General features: G+C 36.0%; 17 protein-coding genes and 1 tRNA gene. 9 read left to right on the forward strand and 9 right to left on the reverse strand.

Annotation, left to right across the window (positions count from 1 at the left end; genetic code table 11):
• Nucleotides 1-94: 94 nt before the first annotated feature.
• The 4 genes from LBD46_06660 to LBD46_06675 form a co-directional block, all read right to left on the reverse strand.
• Nucleotides 95-307 carry a transposase gene (locus tag LBD46_06660; GenBank protein ID MDR2426838.1) on the reverse strand — a complete coding sequence of 71 codons (213 nt, stop codon included), beginning with the start codon at nucleotides 305-307 and terminating at the stop codon, nucleotides 95-97.
• Nucleotides 308-382: 75 nt separating this feature from the next.
• Nucleotides 383-1,405: a bifunctional nicotinamide-nucleotide adenylyltransferase/Nudix hydroxylase gene (locus LBD46_06665; protein ID MDR2426839.1), complete on the reverse strand. Its 1,023-nt coding sequence runs from the start codon at nucleotides 1,403-1,405 to the stop codon at nucleotides 383-385.
• A gap of 364 nt (nucleotides 1,406-1,769) precedes the next feature.
• Nucleotides 1,770-3,581: an NAD(+) synthase gene (gene nadE / locus LBD46_06670; GenBank protein MDR2426840.1), complete on the reverse strand. Its 1,812-nt coding sequence runs from the start codon at nucleotides 3,579-3,581 to the stop codon at nucleotides 1,770-1,772.
• A gap of 119 nt (nucleotides 3,582-3,700) precedes the next feature.
• On the reverse strand, nucleotides 3,701-4,309 hold the full coding sequence (locus LBD46_06675) for a hypothetical protein (GenBank protein MDR2426841.1): 609 nt from the start codon (nucleotides 4,307-4,309) through the stop codon (nucleotides 3,701-3,703).
• A 313-nt stretch (nucleotides 4,310-4,622) separates the two neighbouring features.
• Here LBD46_06675 and LBD46_06680 point away from each other — a divergent pair, with 313 nt between their 5' ends.
• From LBD46_06680 to LBD46_06720, 9 genes are all read left to right on the forward strand, one after another.
• Entirely contained in the window at nucleotides 4,623-7,544 is a 2,922-nt protein-coding gene (locus LBD46_06680; GenBank protein MDR2426842.1) for a UvrD-helicase domain-containing protein, read from the forward strand.
• Between the two features lie 33 nt (nucleotides 7,545-7,577).
• A complete protein-coding gene (locus LBD46_06685; GenBank protein MDR2426843.1) occupies nucleotides 7,578-7,820 on the forward strand; it encodes a DUF3781 domain-containing protein in 243 nt (80 codons plus the stop codon).
• A gap of 112 nt (nucleotides 7,821-7,932) precedes the next feature.
• Nucleotides 7,933-8,020: transfer RNA gene (locus LBD46_06690), tRNA-Ser, on the forward strand.
• A 521-nt stretch (nucleotides 8,021-8,541) separates the two neighbouring features.
• The gene (gene glmU / locus LBD46_06695; protein MDR2426844.1) at nucleotides 8,542-9,891 is read left to right on the forward strand and encodes a bifunctional UDP-N-acetylglucosamine diphosphorylase/glucosamine-1-phosphate N-acetyltransferase GlmU; all 1,350 of its coding nucleotides are present in this window, start codon (nucleotides 8,542-8,544) and stop codon (nucleotides 9,889-9,891) included.
• 10 nt (nucleotides 9,892-9,901) lie between these two features.
• Entirely contained in the window at nucleotides 9,902-10,834 is a 933-nt protein-coding gene (locus LBD46_06700) for a ribose-phosphate pyrophosphokinase (GenBank protein ID MDR2426845.1), read from the forward strand.
• Between the two features lie 71 nt (nucleotides 10,835-10,905).
• Nucleotides 10,906-11,571, forward strand: a complete 666-nt coding sequence (locus tag LBD46_06705) for a 50S ribosomal protein L25 (protein ID MDR2426846.1) — start codon at nucleotides 10,906-10,908, stop codon at nucleotides 11,569-11,571.
• A 3-nt stretch (nucleotides 11,572-11,574) separates the two neighbouring features.
• On the forward strand, nucleotides 11,575-12,150 hold the full coding sequence (pth, locus tag LBD46_06710) for an aminoacyl-tRNA hydrolase (GenBank protein ID MDR2426847.1): 576 nt from the start codon (nucleotides 11,575-11,577) through the stop codon (nucleotides 12,148-12,150).
• Complete coding sequence (locus LBD46_06715) at nucleotides 12,147-12,746, forward strand: methylenetetrahydrofolate reductase C-terminal domain-containing protein (protein ID MDR2426848.1); 600 nt, start codon at nucleotides 12,147-12,149, stop codon at nucleotides 12,744-12,746. Before pth ends, LBD46_06715 begins: the two co-directional genes overlap by 4 nt.
• Before the next feature lie 96 nt (nucleotides 12,747-12,842).
• A complete protein-coding gene (locus tag LBD46_06720) occupies nucleotides 12,843-15,152 on the forward strand; it encodes an AsmA family protein (GenBank protein ID MDR2426849.1) in 2,310 nt (769 codons plus the stop codon).
• Between the two features lie 245 nt (nucleotides 15,153-15,397).
• On the opposite strand, the gene LBD46_06725 is transcribed toward LBD46_06720, so the two are convergent.
• The 5 genes from LBD46_06725 to recR form a co-directional block, all read right to left on the reverse strand.
• Entirely contained in the window at nucleotides 15,398-16,333 is a 936-nt protein-coding gene (locus tag LBD46_06725; GenBank protein MDR2426850.1) for a hypothetical protein, read from the reverse strand.
• A 47-nt stretch (nucleotides 16,334-16,380) separates the two neighbouring features.
• A complete protein-coding gene (locus LBD46_06730) occupies nucleotides 16,381-17,583 on the reverse strand; it encodes a hypothetical protein (protein ID MDR2426851.1) in 1,203 nt (400 codons plus the stop codon).
• Between the two features lie 18 nt (nucleotides 17,584-17,601).
• Nucleotides 17,602-17,919, reverse strand: coding sequence for a 4Fe-4S binding protein (locus LBD46_06735; protein ID MDR2426852.1), 318 nt, complete (start codon nucleotides 17,917-17,919; stop codon nucleotides 17,602-17,604).
• Between the two features lie 27 nt (nucleotides 17,920-17,946).
• A complete protein-coding gene (locus LBD46_06740) occupies nucleotides 17,947-18,528 on the reverse strand; it encodes a 2-oxoacid:acceptor oxidoreductase family protein (GenBank protein MDR2426853.1) in 582 nt (193 codons plus the stop codon).
• 115 nt (nucleotides 18,529-18,643) lie between these two features.
• Nucleotides 18,644-19,240, reverse strand: coding sequence for a recombination mediator RecR (gene recR / locus LBD46_06745; protein MDR2426854.1), 597 nt, complete (start codon nucleotides 19,238-19,240; stop codon nucleotides 18,644-18,646).
• Between the last annotated feature and the right edge of the window lie 80 nt (nucleotides 19,241-19,320).

Raw genomic sequence — 19,320 nt, forward strand, 5'->3', positions numbered from 1 at the left:
ATTTCATTATCTTTTCCCATCTTTGTGCTTCCTCTTCAATCTTTTATATCTTTACGACCAATTAAAACACGGTTTATAACATAAAATCTCTTTCTTAAATCCTTATTTGATTTTTCAAATATGGTATTTTAAAAATAGAAAACTCGCTTTTGCAGTTATTGCAATGGCAAACTTTTGGTCGCGTTTGCTGATGATATACGTCTCCGCATTTAGGGCAAACTATCCTATTTTTATATCTAATTTCGATAAAATAGTTAATAACGGATAATTCATTTGGAAACTTTTTGTTAAATTCTAAATAGCTCATATAGTATAGCCCATTTTTAGATCGGTTATACTATTGTTATTCTAAAAAATGAGAAGATGTCAAGTGATAATTCTATTATTTTTTGATATTAAGTGCTTTTAATAAATTGTTTATTATCCGATAGTGGTCGCTGAAAAATTTATTTTGAAACTCGTCCAATTCGGACAAAGGCAGCCATAACACATTGCCTGCATCATCTGAACTTTCAATTTTTGGTAAATTTTCTAAATTTAAATTGAAAACATGCGCATGAGTTATAAATCTGCCTCTCAAATCTCTGAACGGGTCATCAAATACTTTTGTCAAAGATATTGAATTTTTGAGCGTAGAAATATCAACGACAATTTGAGTTTCTTCTTTTAATTCTCTTACAGCACAATCTGCCAGAGATTCACGCTGTTCGAGAAAACCGCCTGGTAAAGCGTACAAATTTTTACCGGGGTTATTTTTTCTTTGTATCAAAAGAATATTTTTTTTACAAAGCACAAGAGCGTCGGCTGTTACAAACACGGGCGCAAACGGCGATGCCGCCCACATTTTTTTGTAATCTTTAATATAAAAGAATTCTCCTTTTAAATTTTCATAAATATCTCTATTGCTTATTATCCAGTCGTTCAGCCATAGACACACTTCATCTGGAGTGCCATCTAAATCGTTTCCACAAAATAATTTTTCTCTTATTTGTGTGGCTGACAATCCTCTATCATATAAATGTGATATTTCAATAAATTCCCATTGTGGAAAATAATCCAAATAATAACCCGTTTCGTCTTTTTTATATCCGATGATGCCTATTTTACTGTTTTGTACAGTATTGCCCTCAACTATTTTTTGTACTTCCGACAACCACCATGAAAATTCATAATTGCTGTTTTGCAGCGGGGCAAAACAAATTCTGTTCGTATTTATTTGCCTAACGGATTTCAGCATTTCAATACGTTCATCTTCGGTCCATGGGTCATGTGTATTCCTGGCATTTTTTGCCGAGCCAACTATAACTATGACTTTTTTAGCCGATTCCAGCGCCTTTTTTATGATCTTTATATGGGACAAAGTCAGCGGCTGAAATCTACCTATATAAACGATAGCATCTAACATAAAAGCTCCTCAATTTTTAAAATTATACTTTATAATATATTTCAAATAACCTTCGCCTTTACACATTATTTTACCTGAATTATTACTTATTTTTACCGCAGCTTTCCGCTGGCTTCTTATATGTCAAGCTGCGGAAATTCGACATCGTTTACAAGGGATGCGGCTGTGCCAAAAACCACTGCTGCTTTATCTTTAATTTAAAATAATCATGAAGTTTGAAAGGTTCGTTTAATTTTAAGGCATTTGAAAATATTGTTCTTTTGGTAAGAGGATTTATTATATCTTCTCCCGCTTTATATGGAATCCCAACTGATTGTGTCAAACAGTTTTGCACAGTACAAATCGAAATTTTTATAAAACTTTTTCAATTATTCTTTAAGATTTCTTCTTTGAGTTTTTTATAAAGTTTTGTGAATTCATATTTATATTGACTTTCTCTGTAATCCGCTCCGAATGCGGATTTTGATAAAACCAAAATGGGTGGCGCTTGAATGCGCTTAAAAACGTTCGTGTATAGTTTTCCAAAAAACCATTCTATATGTTCGATAAAATTTTTTGAATCATCCATTCCGTATTTGGCAAATAGTTCTTTTTCTTTCTTACTGATATAGAGCCGCAGTATTTTTTCTGGAGAAGAACTTTTATAAGTCATGACTTTTTCTATCAGCCAATCGTCAAGCCCCCATATCATAGGATCAATTTGCCTTTCCTTGAGTTCAGCCGACGGAGCTATCTTATTTTCATCGAATTTCAGATTTTTGTTTGGAATTAATTCCTGTGGTATGATATTTCCGTAAGCCTTATTAATCATGCGCGACATTTCCCATATTTCAACTTTTGTTAAATCCGCCAAAGGACACCATGCGCCTGCCAAGTCACCGTAAAGCGTTCCATAGCCCAAAGCCAGCTCGATTTTATTTGTATTATTTATCAAAACGCCATTCCCGAGTTCTGAAGTTTTTGCAAGCAGTATCAGCGTTCTTATGCGCGCCTGAAGATTCTCTTCTGTAATAGTTTTATCGTAATTAAGAGCTTGTTTATATTCGGATAAAATGTCATTTATGGAAATTATTTCATACTTAATTCTGAGATTTTGAGCCAGTTTTTCTGCGGTGGTTTTTGTAATTTCTTTATTGAATTTCGAAGGCATATTATAACCGTGAATTCTGTCCTCTTTTATTGCCAGCCTGCACAGCGCGGCATTCAACGATGAATCTATTCCGCCGGACAAACCGAACACATATTGAGGTTTGTTTAATATTTCGTCCATAGATTTGTAAGCTTCCTGCAAAGCTAAAAATTTCTGTTCTATTGCGGACACAACGCGTTCAGCTTTAATAAAATCTTTAGATACAACATGAACGACGTTTCTTTCTTGGTTAAAATCGGTCAGCAGCAGTCCTTCTTCGTAAGGTTTTAAACTTTGTTGCGTAATGCAGCCATTTTTATCATAAATTCTTGAATCGCCGTCAAAAATAACTATAGATTTGCCATTATTTTGCATCCCGACGCAATTGATATAATAGAATGGAACAAAATCTGTTCCAAGTTCTTGTTTTAGCTCTTTTATCCTATTATTTCTAGCGGTTGACTTGTTTACCGAGAAAGGCGAAGCAGAAATGTTTATAATCAGTTCCGCGCCTTTATCTATAAGTATTTTTGTTGGATTAATTTCGTAATCTTTATACCATAACTCTTCGCAGACTTCCAGTCCAACGGTTGAACCATTTTTAAGTTTATACGGTTTTAATATATTGACAACGTAAGCGTCGCTGTAAAAATATCTGGCATCATCGAACATTCTGTATGTAGGCAACAGATGTTTTGTATGAATACCGGCAACTTCTCCTTTATCAATCAAATAAGCCGCATTATATTTTCTTGTCCTTCCGTCATGATTTAACAAATTATCTATTTTATAAATATTTCCGTAAACTATTGAAATGTCAAATTCCTTAGATAAAGCCCGTATTTTTTCATTATAATTCATCAGCTCGCTGCAAAAATTGTCGTCGTTCCAGCGATCGCTCATAAGATAGCCGGACAAGCACATTTCAGGAAATGCTACAAGATAAACCCCTTTTTCTTTTGCAAGCCGCAACGTATTCGCTATTTTTTGATAATTTTTTTCTATTTGTCCCAATTTAACATTGATTTGTGCCAATGCTATCTTCATGTTATGTTTATACCTTTCTTTTTAAATATCTTTATTATTTCGGCTTTTTTGTCGTTTTCAAGAAAAGCCAAAGAACTGGTAAACTCTTTATTGATTCCTTTTAGCAGAATATAATTAATTTATAATCCGTTAAGCCATACGGATATTTTATTGTCCACATCTTTATCGTATTTCTTAGATAAATTATTGAATTTTTGATATTGCAATATTATTGCATTTTTGGCTTTAGACGCGAAATCTTTCTCAAACTTTCCCGCATTGCTGCCTTGAGTTGAAAATGGAACTACTCTTTTGCCTTTAAAGTCTGTCTGTTCTAAAAAAGATAACACAGGGTAGCAAACGGTATAAGCCCACACCGGCGAACCTACAAAAATATAATCATAAGACTCAAAATCTGGCGGCGGTCCGTCTAATTCAGGCAGCTGTTTAGAACATTTTATTAAAGAAGTGTAAAAAATGGAAAATCGTGAAATTTTTTCTTTAAGCTTTATTTCATAAATATCGGCGCTTGTTTTAGCTTTTATTCTTTCTGCAATATCACGAGTATGTCCGCTTAGAGAATAATAAACAACCAAAACTTTTCCCAAATTTTTTGTTTGGGAGACTGCATTTTTGTATTGAGCCATTTCTTTTGCGTTTTTAAAATGTACCAAACACAAATGAAGAGCTGCAGATGACAAACTTCCTCCGATAATAAAAACTACAATGTAAAAAATATAGCGCGTCATAAAATCTCCTTTTGCATCTAATCGGTCAAACGGCTAGATAAAGACTCGCTGTCGAACTGTTAAATTTCTAAATTGTTTTTCCTCAACGCTGGGCGCATTTGCAAGAAACTTTTAATGCCTTCAAAATATCTTTGGCTGCCGCTTCACTAGTTTCTATATATAATATAAAATTAAGAGTATTTAGAGAATGTCAGTGTATGGGATCAAAGGCAGGAACTGACCTCTCTTGAACATGCGTCTATGTATCCAAACTTCTGCACGTCGCTGTTAATTTGCTATAATCTTCAAACTTAAAAATAAATGAGGATTTTTAATGTTTTTCTATGCAGATTTGCATATACATTCAAAATATTCACGAGCAACAAGCAAAAGTTGTAATTTGGAAGAGATTGCCGCATGGGCTCAAAAGAAAGGGCTAAGCCTCATATCAACGGGTGATTTCACGCATCCCGCATGGTTTAACGAAATAAAAGAAAAGCTTGTTCCCGTTGGCGGCGGCGTTTTCAAACTGAGAGACGACATAGAACGACAAGTTCTAAAAAATAATCAAAGCGTGAGATTTTTGTTATCTGTTGAAATCTCAACCATATATAAAAAAGATGAAAAAACAAGAAAAGTCCATCATGTAGTATTTGTTCCCGATTTTAAAACCGTAGAAAATGTAAGACAAAAACTTTCCGCAGTGGGAAATATAGTTTCAGACGGACGACCAATACTTGGGCTTGATTCTAGAAATCTCCTTGAAATAGTTCTTGAGTCCGGAGAAGGTTCGTATATAGTTCCAGCGCATATATGGACTCCGTGGTTTTCTGTATTAGGCTCGCGGTCAGGTTTTGATTCCATAAAAGATTGTTATGGAGACCTTGCAGATTATATATTCGCCGTAGAAACAGGATTGTCATCTGACCCGAAAATGAATTGGCGGGTTTCATTTCTCGATAAATACAGACTGGTATCCAATTCCGACGCTCATTCTCCTTCAAAACTTGCACGCGAAGCCACGGTTTTTGATACTGATCCCAACTATTTCGCTGTAAGTAAAGCACTGCAAACCGGCAAAGGTTATGTCGGTACCGTAGAATTCTTTCCTGAAGAAGGAAAATACCATGAAGACGGGCATAGAAAATGTAATATTTGCCTGAGTCCTGAAGAAACGGTAAAACTTAAAAACATCTGTCCCGTATGCGGCAAACCTCTGACCATAGGAGTTATGCATAGAGTTAATGAATTATCCGACCGCAAGGGTAAAGATTTGATAATTCCAAAAACCGCGGGAAAGGCGTTTAGCCTTGTGCCTTTAGAGGAAATTCTTTCAGAAATTATGCAAGCCGGGGTATCCAGCAAGTTGGTAAGTAATGCGTATGAAAACTTAATAAAAAAATTAGGCGCGGAATTGCCTATACTAAGAGATATTCCTATAGTGGAAATATCAAAACATCATTCTTCACTTCTCGGGGAAGCTATATCTAGGCTAAGAGAGGGCAAAGTTATAAAACAAGCAGGCTTTGACGGCGAATACGGAATAATAAAGTTATTTGAGCAGGAAGAACTGGAAAGCGCTAATCTGATGTTTGATATGGCAATTCCTGTAAAGCCGATTAAAAAAGAGGAAAAAACTTTCCGTACGCATAAACAAGATATACCAAAACAGAATTATCAAAATCAAAATCATAATATCCATGCCATACCAAAAAATATAATTCTTTTGGATCTTGACGAGTATCAGCTATCCGTAGTAAAAAATTCCAGAAAACAGCTTTTAATAATTGCAGGTCCTGGCTCTGGAAAAACTACTGTATTGACAAAACGCATAGCTTTTGCAATTTCAGAAAACAATATTTCTCCTAAAAACTGTCTTGCCATAACTTTTACACGCAGAGCAGCAAATGAAATGCTTGAAAGATTTAGTTTAATGCTTCCCGAAAATTGCTCAAATATCAATATTCATACTTTTCATTCTTTGTGTTTTTCAATTTTAAAGGAAAATGCCGCAGAAGCAGGATTAAGCGCTGATTTCAAAGCGGCAAGTAAAGAAGAAATAAATTTGTCCAAATCAGATAATGTGCTTAGCTTTGACGATTTGATAATTTTGACGTTAAAACTTCTGGCTGATAATTTAGATATCGCTAAATCATACCAGAACCGTTTCAAGTATATTTCGGTGGACGAATATCAGGATATTGATGAAAATCAGTATAAGTTAATCAGATTATTAGCTAATCAGGACGCAAACTTATGCGCAATAGGCGATCCCAATCAGGCAATCTACGGCTTCAGAGGAGGTGATTCAAAGTATTTCAACAACTTTACACAAGATTATCCTAACGCAGATATAATTAACTTAAAAAATAACTATCGCTCTACCGGGACTATCGTCAACGCTTCAAATCAAATAGTTAATTCATATGACATAACTGCAAAATACGATAAACCTCATGAAAAAATTACCATACACACAGCACCTACGGAAAAATCTGAAGCCGAATTTGTTGTAAGCTCTATAGAAAGTCTAATCGGCGGGCATAGTTTCTTTTCAATTGATACAGACAGATCTGCGGGAGAAGAAAGTAATTTTTCGTTCTCGGATTTTGCCGTATTATACCGCAGTTCTTCGCAGTTAGAACCTCTGCTTGAAGCGTTTAAAAGATCGGGCATGCCTTATGTAAAATTATCCGACGATTTGCTGTGTAATAAAAAAGAGGTTATAAAACTGTTAAGCCTGCTGACAGATGTTGAACCTGTTATCGAACAGCTTAACAGGCTTAATAAAGAATTCTTAGAGCAAATAGATGAAAATATTTTGCACTACTTTGTAAAACTTGCGCAAACTCATAGAATAAAAAAAGAATTTATCCATGAAGTGTCTATGCTGTCGGAAATAGATACTCTTGATAAAAGAGCAGACAGAATTTCATTATTGACATTGCATTCTTCAAAAGGACTAGAATTCAAATGCGTTTTTATAGTCGGCCTTGAACAAGGCATTATTCCTTTTTACCGCGCTAAAAAAGAATACGAAATAGAAGAAGAAAAGCGTTTATTATATGTAGGTATGACAAGAGCTGAGAAAAGATTATTCTTGACGCGCTGCGTCAAAAGAAAATGGTTTGGAACCTATAAAAAATTACTTCCGTCGCCATTCTTAGAAAAAATAGAAAGCGATCTGTTAAAATTCAGCAGACTGGAAAAAGTCCTTCACGCAAAAAAACAATCCTGTCAGCTTGATTTATTTTAAGGTATGACGACTCGCGGTGAAAAGGAAAATGCAATGGCAAATGACCTGCAAAAAAATATTGATAAAATTCATACGACGGAAATGGGCAGAGAACGAATAAAACAAAACCTTGTCTTGAAAGCGGATATCAATGCCGTTGATTGGTGCAAACAAAAAATCACTCAATCAAACGATATAGTCAGAACAGGTAAAAATTGGTATGTGAGTACAATTGACTGCGTAATAACAGTTAATGTTTATAGTTATACGATAATTACGGCTCATAAGAGAAAATAAAATGCTGTACAGAAAGCGCTAAACATCCAAAACGCTATGCATAATTGAGACAAAATGTAATATTGAAAGAAAATATTAACAATGATATAATTGTGTTTCTTAAATAAAAACTGGAGAGGTGGCCGAGCTGGTTTAAGGCGGCAGTCTCGAAAACTGCTATACGGGAAACCGTATCGGGGGTTCGAATCCCCCCTTCTCCGTTCTTGGCTTTTGTATGTCATCGTGGACTTGAAAACTACAATATTTTTTCTCATAACAGCCTTTTAAATGACTGTGTCTTATTGCTAGAAACTGTGTTGTATATTTCTGAATTTGCAAAAAGCCTTCAGAACTCTGATTTTACGACTTTTTTAACTTTATTTATTTTGCCTCTTCACTCAAATAATGTGTTATCGCTTTTATCATCAGCATAGTTTGAAGCTCAATGAATACTTTTTTCTTCTTATTTACAACCCGCTGAACATTATCATTGGCTTTTGTTTTTTTCATGTTTTTTCCTTTTTGAATTTTTTATTATATCATTTATAAATTTAAGAAAATTAAGTAAAGAGCCGAGCAGCTTGAATTTGACAGACTATTAGAATTATTGTTTAATTGTATATCTAAATATTAAACGATTAACAGCCGGAACAAAGGCATGGAACTCTAATAATTCATTGTAGTTTTTATATATGAGTTTTCCGAACTTAGTTCACTTTGCTGGGATACGGACATAAATAAAATGAGAGATTTTGCCGCCGTAATTCTTGCCGCCGGCGCAGGAACAAGAATGAAATCGTCGCTGCCTAAAGTTATGCATAAGCTTTCGGGCAAACCTTTAATAAATTGGGTTATAGACGCAGTTGAAGCTTTAAAGCCGGATAAAATCGTAGTGATTTTTGGACATAAATCCGAAATAGTGCAGGAAAACTTTAAAAATAAAAAAGTAACGATAGCGTATCAAGAACAACAGCTTGGTTCGGCGCATGCTCTTATGCAGGCTCAAAAAGCGCTTAGATATTATAAAGGCGACCTTTTAGTAATATGCGGCGATGTTCCTCTTGTTAAAGTTTCTGAGTTGTCTTCTCTTATCAAATATAATAAAAAAAATAAATCTTCGGTTACAGTGTTGGCGGCAAGAGTCGATAATCCTTGCGGTTATGGCAGGATTGTTAAAAATGGAGACGCTCTTGAAAAAATAGTAGAAGAAAAAGATGCAGATGAATGCGAAAAACTTATAAATGAAGTTAACAGCGGCATATACTGTTTTGACAATAATGTTTGGAAAGCACTTTCTAAAGTAAAGCCTGACAACGCAAAAAAAGAGTATTATTTGACCGATACTGTTGAAATACTTAAAAAACTCGGCAAAAAAACCATGTTCATCACTGCGAAAAATGCTTCCGAACTTAGAGGCATAAATAACCGGCGTGAATTGCAGGAAGCAGAAAACGCTTTGCAAAGAGTTAAAATTGACGAGCTTTTTAAAAAAGGCATTACAATTATTGACGTAAATAATATATATGTTTCTTATGACGCAGAAATCGGTCAGGATACGGTAATATACCCGGGCGTTTTTATTGACGTCGGAGTAAAAATCGGAAAAAACTGTATTATACAGGGTTCAAGCTATATAAAAAATTCGTCTATTGCTGATAATGTCTCAATTTTGTCTTCATATATTAACGGCTCAAAAATAGGAAATGGCTCGAAAATAGGTCCGTTTTCACATATAAGATCGGAGTCGATTTTAAAAGACGGCGTAAAAATCGGCAATTTCAGTGAAACGAAAAAAGCAGTAATATCAAAAAATTCTAAAGTCAACCATCTTTCTTATATAGGCGACGCCGAAGTGGGCGAAAATGTAAATATAGGAGCCGGCACGATAACCTGCAATTACGACGGCAAAAATAAGCATAGAACTGTTATTGGTTCAGGTTCTTTTGTCGGTTCAAACGTGAATTTTGTTGCTCCAGTAAAAATAGGCAAAGATGCTTTGATTGCGGCAGGGTCGACTATAACAAACGATATTCCTTCGGGAAGACTTGCCATAGCAAGAGCCCGTCAGGAATTGAAATATAGAAAAAAATAAAGAGGCCTCTATGAAGCTTAAGATTATTTCAGGAAATGCTAATGTTGAACTTTCCAAACAGATCGTTCAAAAGCTAGGCGTTGAACTGGGTGAGGCCAAAGTAGGACATTTTAGTGATGGCGAAATACAGGTTAAAATAGTGGATAATGTCAGAGGCGCTGACTGTTATATAATCCAGCCTACGTGTTCGCCAGTAAACGAAAATCTGATGGAGCTTCTCATTATTGCCGACGCTTTAAAAAGAGCTTCTGCAAGAAGAATTACAGCGGTTATACCTTATTACGGTTACGGCAGGCAGGACAGAAAAGCCGAACCCAGAGTGCCGATAACAGCAAGACTTGTGGCAAATCTTCTTGCAACGTCGGGAATTACAAGAGTGCTTACGATGGATTTGCATGCAGGACAGATTCAAGGATTTTTTGATATTCCCGTAGATCATCTGTATGGAACACCGGTAATTCTGAGTTATTTTCAGGAAAAAAATTTTACTGATGCTGTTATCGTTTCTCCAGACGCGGGAGGAGTGGAAAGAGCAAGATCTTTCGCAAAACATTTTAACGCCGATTTGGCAATCGTAGATAAAAGAAGGCCTCGACCGAATGAAGCTGCTATTATGAATATTATTGGCGAAGTGAAAGGAAAAACTTGTATAATATTAGATGATTTGGTTGATACCGCAGGCACGCTTACAAAAGTAGCCGAAGCAATAAAATCAAAAGGTGCGGCAAGAGTTTTTGCTACAGCTTCTCATGGAGTTTTGTCTGGAAATGCAAAACAAAAAATTCAGGATTCATTCATAGAAGAGCTTGTAATAACAGATTCTATTCCATTGTCGCAGGATGGCCCTGTAGAAAAAATAGTCGTTCTAAGCATTGCCTCTATTCTTGCCGAAGCGATTATGAGAATTTCAAATGACGAGTCGATAAGCGCTTTATTCGTATAATTGTTTTTGATTTCTTTTAGATGAAATCAATATTCAAATATAATTACAGCATACAAAACGGAGGAAGGGAAATGAAGGAAGTGATTTTAAATGCAGAAACAAGAGAAATCGGTTCAAAAAGCAGTTTGGAAAGTTTTAGAAAACAGGGAAAAATTCCTGGAGTTCTTTACGGAAAAGATATAAAACCAGCTTCTATAGCAGTTGACTCAAAAGCTTTTCTATCAATAATAGAAGCCAACGGCGCAAACGTTATCATAAATCTTAAAATGAAAAATGGAAATCAGCCGGCTCTCGTAAAAGAATTGCAGAGAAATGTTTTGACACAGTCACCTATGCATATTGATTTTCAGGCTATTTCTCTTAAAGAACAGATTGAAGTTATGGTTCCTATACATATTGAAGGCATTGCAGACGGAGTTAAAAATTTCGGCGGATTAATGGAATTTATGACTAGAGAAGTTAAAGTTTCGTGTTTGCCGACAAATATCCCACAGAAAATCAGCGTTGACGTTACGCCTTTGGGTTTGGGACAAGGGGTAACGCTTGCGGATTTGCCTAAACTTGACGGAATCGAATATTTACAGGAACCCTCAACATTGATAGTGCATGTTGTTTCAGTGAGCGCGGCTGAAGAAACGCCTGCGGCAGAAGTCGGAACGGAAGCGGCTCAGCCAGAAGTTATTTCAAAAGGAAAGAAAGATAAAGAAGGCGAAGGCGCTTCTGGAGAAAAAAAATAAAAAATGTCCGACATTAAATTGTTTGCCGGGCTCGGCAATCCCGGAGACAAATATAAAAATACCCGTCATAATTTCGGTTTTATGGCTTTAGACGCTATAGCTCATGCAAAACGTCTGGAGTTCAAAAATAGGGAAAATATGGCGGATATTTCTTTTTATGACAGCACCAACTGGAAAATAATTCTTTTAAAACCTATGACTTTTATGAATCTTTCTGGACATCCGATTTCTGCAGCGGCAAAATATTACAAAATACTGCCTGAAGAAATATTTGTTTTTTATGATGATTTTTCCATACCACTGGGAGAGTTCAGGCTCAGGCTCTCAGGTGCTTCCGGAGGGCATAATGGAATAAATTCAATAATAAGCCATCTTCACACCGACAAATTTCCGAGAATGAAGCTTGGCATAGGGCATTTGCCTGAATTTGTCAAAATTCCGGATTTTGTTTTGTCAAAATTTTATGAAGAGGATAAAGAAAAAATAGAAGCCGTAACCTCAAAAGCCATCGAATTGTTTGACGAAATAATACAATCTGGCTTAGAAAAAGCAATTTCAAAAATTTCCAATATAAAATGATTATAACGGTTAAAAAAAATCAAGATGAAATATTAAAAAGCATTGAAAACTTTCATACGTTTTTCATTGTCGGTTGCGGCAGTTGTGCGGCAAAATGTTCTACAGGTGATGAAAAAGCAGTAGCCGAAATGAAAGATTTCTTGGAAAATAACGGCAAAGAGGTTTTGGGAAGTTTTATATTGGACAGCGCATGCGATATGAGACTTGCGAAACGGGATTTGTCAAAAGATAAAATTTTCAGGGCGGCGCAAGCCGTTGTAATGCTTTCATGTGGTGCCGGAAGCCAGTCAGTAGAAAAAGTCAGCGAAAAAAACATAATCCCCGCCTTAGAATCAAAATATGTCGGAAGTACAGAAAGAATAGGTGTTTACCATCGATTTTGCAGCGTATGCGGAAGCTGTATTTTAGCCGAAACAGAAAGCATCTGTCCGCGCACAAGGTGCGTCAAAAGTTTGGTAAACGGTCCGTGCGGAGGCTTCATTGACGGAAAATGTGAAACAGACCAAACAAAAGACTGCGCTTGGGTTCTTATATTTGAAAAACTAAAAAAATCTGGCAAACTCCAAAAATTTTTAAACGATTACATAAAACCATGAAACAATTTCTAATCCACATATTTTAAAAAAATCATTGAGGGTTATATGGTTTCTCGTTACCGTTCACATCTAGATATGAATATGAGAAAATAAATCATGAAAAAAATAATTATAACAATAAGCGCAATTTTAATAGTTTTTATCATTGTATTTATAATGATTCCTTTTTTATTAAAAGCCGCATTTCCCCCGGAAAAAATTAAAACTGTTATGGAAGCTTATACAAAATCCGAATTCGACAGAGAAATAAATTTTGATAAGATTACTTTTATAAGAACGGGTATGCAGCTGCACAATTTTACTTTATCGAAAAAAGGTGGTTTTGACAAAGGCGTTTTCATTAAAACAAAAAAATTGTCGTTTAAAGTTAAACTGCTGCCTTTACTAATAAAAAACATATCACTATACCGCATTGAAGCCGGTGAATTGTTTATGGATATTATAAAAAAAGATGGAATGTACAATGTTTCTAACGAAGACATTATAAAAAAATTTGTTTTTGACGGTTTAAAAAATGGCAAAAATAAAAAGATTAAATTTGCCATCTCAGAAATAAACATAACAAAATCGCAGATCCAGTATTTTAGTAAAGACAAAAATATTATATATACAATTTCAGACTTATCTGCCGTTTCAAAAAATGTGCATCTTTCAGTTCCGTTTGAAACAAAACTTAAATTTATTCTTTCCTATAATAAAGAAACCGAAAGGATTGAAGTGCCATTTGAAGCTCTGTTAATTGCAGATTTGCAAAATATGAATCCATTAAACGCTTCCATAGAAATAAAATCTCTTGATTTTCATTATAACGATACGAAATTTAATGTAAAAGCTAAAGCAGAAAATTTTTTTATGCCTAATGTAAGCTTTTCGGCCGAAGCCGATACTTTTACACAAAACACATTGAAAGATATTGCTGCGGCATGCATGCCTTTTAAATTTAATAAAGTTAAAATCAATTCCGAATTCAAAGTCGATTTTATCAATAAGGCAATTATTTTTAAAAGTTTGGACTTAACTTCCGGCAATTCCGTTGTAAAATCAAGTGGCAGTGTAGGTTTTGGACAAAAAAATAAAAGCATTGATTTTAAACAAACGCTAAGTTTTAATATCGGAGAAATTCTTGGAAATTTTGAAAAATGGTTTACCAAATTTTCAGTAAATGGAACCGTTAATGCAGCGACAGTTTTTAAAAATAACACCGTAACAGCGCAGGCTTGGAGCAATGACATTTCTGTAAATTTTGAAAAAACAGGCATATCAGCAAGCAGCGCTGCGGTAAAGTCCGCTTTTAAAGTTGACTTTCTTTATGGAAAAATCAATTTTTCAAATCTGGACTTTTCTATTTTAAACTTTATTGTAAACTCAAACGGCATTTATGACTTCAAAAAGAATAACTATGAGTTTTTTATAAATTCATCATTTGGCATAAGCGATCTTTCTTTATTGTTTGGCAGATATATAAAAGATTATTCTCCGCAAGGGAAGGCCGATATTTCTTTCAAGTTTTCCAATTCAGGAATTAAAGGCAGCGCCGTTTTGAAAGATGCCGCAGTAAAATATCTTTCGGTTTTTGACATTGACAAATTAAATGGGACTATCGTTTTTAATTCGATTAATGATATAAAAACAAATAATATGACAGGGAAGCTTAATGGTGAGAAATTTACGCTTTTGGCTTCATATTTCAAAGATTTGCAAAATATAATGCTTTCGCTGAACTTTAAAGCAAATAAATTTTATTTTCCATCCTTTCCCCCAAAAAAAGAAGCAGATAAAAACATTTTAGAAGGTAAAGTTCCAGCTGAAAATCGCGGCTTGCCTTATATTTTGCATTTAAAAATGTCCACTCATGCCAATTTTGCGGAAATCTCTCATATAAAAACGAAATCCGTTAATATCAATGCCGATTTAAAAAATATTACGCATAGATATGATCGTATAAAAGGTTACCTTTCGGTTAACGCTGACAATGTCGTTATTGAAAATATTGAAGAATTTGCAAATAAAAATACTTTTGCAAAATCGGTCATATATCCTTTAAATGAGGTACGTGAAGCGGCGGCAAATATCGGAATTAATATATTTGGCAAAAAAGAAATGCCTGAAGGAAAAAAAAGGACAAATTTTTTAAAATTTGATAAAGTTGAAAGCAAAAGCTTATTTAATCCCGGTTTTATACATATGGAAAAATTGAAACTGTCTTCAGCGGGTTCATATGTTAATGCGGCGGGCGGCATAGGTTTGCAGTCGCATTTTTTAAATATGCGGCTTATCGTAGGTGCGGTTACAGGAGAATCTTTTGTTATAAAACTGGATGGCACATTAGATAAACCAAAAACTCGTGTCGATTTAGCAGGAAGCATTTTTACAGTTATTGATGCTATTCAAAAAGCTGTTAAATAGAAGCGCGGGAATTGTAAAGCTGAGTTTCTCCCGTTTTGATTTTTTTAAAAGATACTGCTTTTAAAATTGTTTATCAAATACAAGGAAACATCATATAAATTTTTGTTTTTATTGTGCTGCAACAGCGAAGTCCTTATGAATTAAATGCACTTTAATTCCCAAAAAACGGCTGTAGAGGCATATTTTGCCATTACAGCCGTTTTTTGGGAATTATTTTTTGTGTGACGTTTTTGAAAACTATTTTTTTATGCTTTGCTGAAAATCTCAACTTTTTTCTGCAAAAGTTCCCATTTTGCGTCAACTTCTTTTTGTATCTGTTCGAGTATCGGCGCATTTTCAGGCTTAAAAAGATGTTTGAATCTTCCCTGAGGTTTCAAAAATTCCGTAATGGGTTTCTTCTCTTTGGGTTTTACATTTATTTTATAAATTCCGTTTTCAACTTCGTACGAAGGCCATATACACGTTTCGACTGCAAGCCTGTTAAGCGTCATAGTATCTTCCGGCTTATATGCCCAGCCCAGCCGGCAAGGCGTTAGCACGTTTATAAATGACGGACCATTCGCCGCTAAAGCTTTTTGTACTTTTGTAACATAATCATTCCAGTTGCCGACATAAGCCTGAGCCGCGTAAGGAATACCATGTGCCGCCATAATTTCCGTAAGATCTTTTCTGTTCTGCTCTTTTCCTTGATGAACTTTTCCTGACGGAGCAGTCGTTGTATGAGCTCCTCTCGGCGTCGCACCTGATCTCTGGATACCTGTGTTCATGTACGCTTCGTTATTGTAACACACATAAAGTATTTTGTGGCCGCGTTCCATAGCGCCTGACAACGATTGAATTCCTATATCGTATGTTCCGCCATCGCCGCCAAAAGCTATAAATCTTATATCTTCGGTTACTTTGCCTTGTTTTTTTAAAGATCTGTAAGCCGCTTCTATTCCCGAACAGGTTGCCGCCGAATTTTCAAAAGCGCTGTGAAAAAATGAACTTTTCCAAGCAGTATAAGGGAAAATTGTCGTTGAAACTTCCAAACAGCCTGTAGCGCTTGTAACCACAACTGGCGTATTACCTGCGGCAAGAAGTGTTTGCCTTGCAACAATGCCGGCCCCGCAGCCGGCACAAAGGCGGTGTCCGCCGGTTACGCGTTCAGGATTTTTACTCAATTCTTTAATATTTGCCATTTTTTATATCCCCCGGGAGCCAAGCTCCTTCATTTTAAATTATTAACTTAAAATCTTACATTAACATATTCGATTCCGGTAAAAGCTTTCTCGGCACCGGAAGCTATTTTGCCTAGTTTGTCATAAATTGCGGCAATATGTTCCGTATTGATTTCTCTTCCGCCAAGACCATATACGTAGTTAATCGCTTTAGGCCCTGTAATGCCGGCCGCATATAAAGCGGAAACAACATCGGAATAAACCGGAGCGTATGTTCCCGAACATGAGTCCGACCTGTCCATAACTGCAATCGCTTTAACGTTCGCCAAATCTTTTACTATGGTTTCCGCAGGGAAAGGTCTGAAAACTCTTATTTTTATAAGGCCTGCTTTTATTCCTTTTTCTCTGAGTTCTTTTATAACAACTTTTGCCGTTCCAGCCGTTGAACCGATAACGACTACGGCAATTTCGGCGTCGTCCATCATAAACTTTTCATATAAATCGTATTTTCTGCCGAAAGTATTTTCAAAATCTTTTGCGACTTCCAAAACAATATCTTTGGCGTCTCTCATGGCCTGCGCAAGCTGCCATCTGTGCTCAAAATAGTAATCTTGAAGGTCGATTGAACCGAGCGTATAAGGCCTTTTTGTATCTAGAAGGTACCTATCGGGCTTATATTCTCCAATAAAATTTTTTACGTCTTCGTCAGGATAAGTTTCGACTACTTCCATACAATGCGAAATAATAAAACCGTCGGTCGTGACCAAAACGGGCAATTTTGCTTTTTCTGCAATTTTTGTAGCCTGAATCATATTATCATAAGCTTCCTGAGAATTTTCCGAGTATATTTGTATCCATCCCGCATCTCTTGCGCCCATGGTGTCCGATTGGTCACCATGAATATTAATAGGAGCGGATATTGCTCTGTTGACTTCCGCCATAACTATCGGAAGTCTTAAACCCGAAGCTATATAAAGCATTTCCCACATAAGAGAAAGTCCCTGTGACGAAGTGCCGGTCATGGCTCTTGCTCCGGCTGCGGAAGCGGCAATAGTGGCGGACATTGCAGAATGTTCGCTTTCAACCGCGACATACTCGCTTTTTACTATGCCGTCAGCGACAAACTGCGAAAAAATTTGAACGATTTCCGTTGCGGGAGTGATAGGATAAGCCGCTACCACATCCGGCTCTATCTGGCGCATTGCTTCGGCCATAACTTCGTTGCCGGTTTTTGCAACAAGCCTGCCTTTAGGATATACTGTCTTTATCATTTCATTAACCCCTTTATTTTATTTCTTTTCTTCTTCCATCGTAATGGCTTTAATTTTTACAGGACATTCTTTAGCACAGATTCCACAGCCTTTGCAATGGTCATAATCTATACCAGTAATGACGGTTATCTTTTTTTCGTCCGGAGCAATTTTAACGGAAGAATCGGGGCAGGATATCCAGCATGCCAGACAATGAATACATTTATCCTTATTCCACACAGGTCTTTCAGAACGCCAGTCACCAGTTATAAAATTTTGAGCTGTACCAGCTTCGACTATATCACCTATAGGAAGCTCTGACGCCGATAATTTTATTTTACAATTGTTATTTTCCACTTTATTTCCCCTCCGTATATTTTTAAACTATGCGCTTTTTACTTCGTCATAAGCTCTTTTTATCGACGCAAGATTTCCTTCGATAACTTCTGGTTTATGACGGAACTTAGCGGTAAGCTTCTTTTTTGTATCTTCAAGAACGCTGTCGATATCCAAATTTCCTATAACTTTTACCAAAGCGCCGAGCATAGGGGTGTTCGGAATATTTTTGCCTATGGTTTCAAGAGCTATATGGCTTGCGTTGACAACATAAACCTGTGATTTGTCAACGACGAGCAATTTGGCTATTTCTTCGACGCCGAAAGTCGTGTTTACTATCACTTTGCCGGTTTTTCCAATTCCATCGGTAACATCGACACAGTCCATAAGGGACGGATCTAAAATTACTACGTATTGAGGATTTGTTATTCCAGAGTGTATCGTTATTGCATCTTCGCTTATTCTGTTAAAAGATTGCACCGGCGCCCCCATTCTTTCCGGTCCATATTCAGGAAATGCCTGAATATATTTGCCTGTTGCCAAAACTGCTTCGGCAAATAAAAGAGCGGCTGTTTTTGCTCCCTGACCACCGCGTCCATGCCAACGAACTTCAATCATTTTTGCTGACATTTTTTACTCCTTATTTTAGTATATATTTTAATTAAAAAAGTCTGATTTTTCAATCAAAATATTATTTAAATACTAATAATTAAAAATGTATTTTACCATTTATAAAAAATAGTTATTACATTTCTTTTCTTCCGGAAATTGCGCGGGAAATGGTAAGTTCGTCAGCGTATTCAATATCACCGCCAACAGGTAAACCGTAGCCGAGCCTCGTAACTGTAATTCCCATAGGTTTAATAATTTCGGCAAGATATAATGCGGTGGTTTCGCCTTTTGAATCCGTATCCGTCGCAAGTATTACTTCGCTAATATTATCACTTTTTAATCTTTTTAGCAAATTATCAACTCTTATATCATCATGACCTACAGCGTCAAGCGGAGAAAGAGCACCGCCAAGCACAAAATATAACCCTTTATAATCTTTAGCTTTACTTACGGCTATTAAATCTTGCGGAGTTTCAACCACGCATATTATATTGCGTTCTCTTGCTGGATCTGAACATATCGGACACGGATCGCTTTCGCTGAGATTGAAACAACTGCTGCAATATTTTATTGTTTTCCTTGCTTTGAGTATGGAATCAACCAACCTATCAATTTCGGTCTGAGGCATTTTCAGTATATGGTAGCTTAGCCGTTCCGCCATCTTAGGACCTATGCCAGGCAGTCTTTTTATTATTTCCACCATTCTTTCTATAGGCTGAGGTCTGTTCATTTAAAATCCGCCGAGTCCTTTGAGAATTCCTTTTGTAACGCTTTTGACACTTTTTTAACTATTCTTTTGCTTTCATCTTT

It is taken from the genome of Candidatus Endomicrobium procryptotermitis (genome assembly GCA_031279415.1).
Classification (GTDB): Bacteria; Elusimicrobiota; Endomicrobiia; order Endomicrobiales; family Endomicrobiaceae; genus Endomicrobium_B; species Endomicrobium_B procryptotermitis.

Coding starts and splice junctions, on each gene's coding strand:
- LBD46_06705 (MDR2426846.1), top strand. CDS start 10,906: ATGAAGGAAGTGATTTTAAATGCAGAAACAAGAGAAATCGGTTCAAAA.
- LBD46_06740 (MDR2426853.1), bottom strand. CDS start 18,528: ATGTCAGCAAAAATGATTGAAGTTCGTTGGCATGGACGCGGTGGTCAG.
- LBD46_06725 (MDR2426850.1), bottom strand. CDS start 16,333: ATGGCAAATATTAAAGAATTGAGTAAAAATCCTGAACGCGTAACCGGC.
- LBD46_06660 (MDR2426838.1), bottom strand. CDS start 307: ATGAGCTATTTAGAATTTAACAAAAAGTTTCCAAATGAATTATCCGTT.
- recR (MDR2426854.1), bottom strand. CDS start 19,240: ATGAACAGACCTCAGCCTATAGAAAGAATGGTGGAAATAATAAAAAGA.
- LBD46_06685 (MDR2426843.1), top strand. CDS start 7,578: ATGGCAAATGACCTGCAAAAAAATATTGATAAAATTCATACGACGGAA.
- LBD46_06680 (MDR2426842.1), top strand. CDS start 4,623: ATGTTTTTCTATGCAGATTTGCATATACATTCAAAATATTCACGAGCA.
- LBD46_06700 (MDR2426845.1), top strand. CDS start 9,902: ATGAAGCTTAAGATTATTTCAGGAAATGCTAATGTTGAACTTTCCAAA.
- LBD46_06730 (MDR2426851.1), bottom strand. CDS start 17,583: ATGATAAAGACAGTATATCCTAAAGGCAGGCTTGTTGCAAAAACCGGC.
- LBD46_06715 (MDR2426848.1), top strand. CDS start 12,147: ATGATTATAACGGTTAAAAAAAATCAAGATGAAATATTAAAAAGCATT.
- LBD46_06720 (MDR2426849.1), top strand. CDS start 12,843: ATGAAAAAAATAATTATAACAATAAGCGCAATTTTAATAGTTTTTATC.
- nadE (MDR2426840.1), bottom strand. CDS start 3,581: ATGAAGATAGCATTGGCACAAATCAATGTTAAATTGGGACAAATAGAA.
- LBD46_06675 (MDR2426841.1), bottom strand. CDS start 4,309: ATGACGCGCTATATTTTTTACATTGTAGTTTTTATTATCGGAGGAAGT.
- pth (MDR2426847.1), top strand. CDS start 11,575: ATGTCCGACATTAAATTGTTTGCCGGGCTCGGCAATCCCGGAGACAAA.
- glmU (MDR2426844.1), top strand. CDS start 8,542: ATGAGAGATTTTGCCGCCGTAATTCTTGCCGCCGGCGCAGGAACAAGA.
- LBD46_06665 (MDR2426839.1), bottom strand. CDS start 1,405: ATGTTAGATGCTATCGTTTATATAGGTAGATTTCAGCCGCTGACTTTG.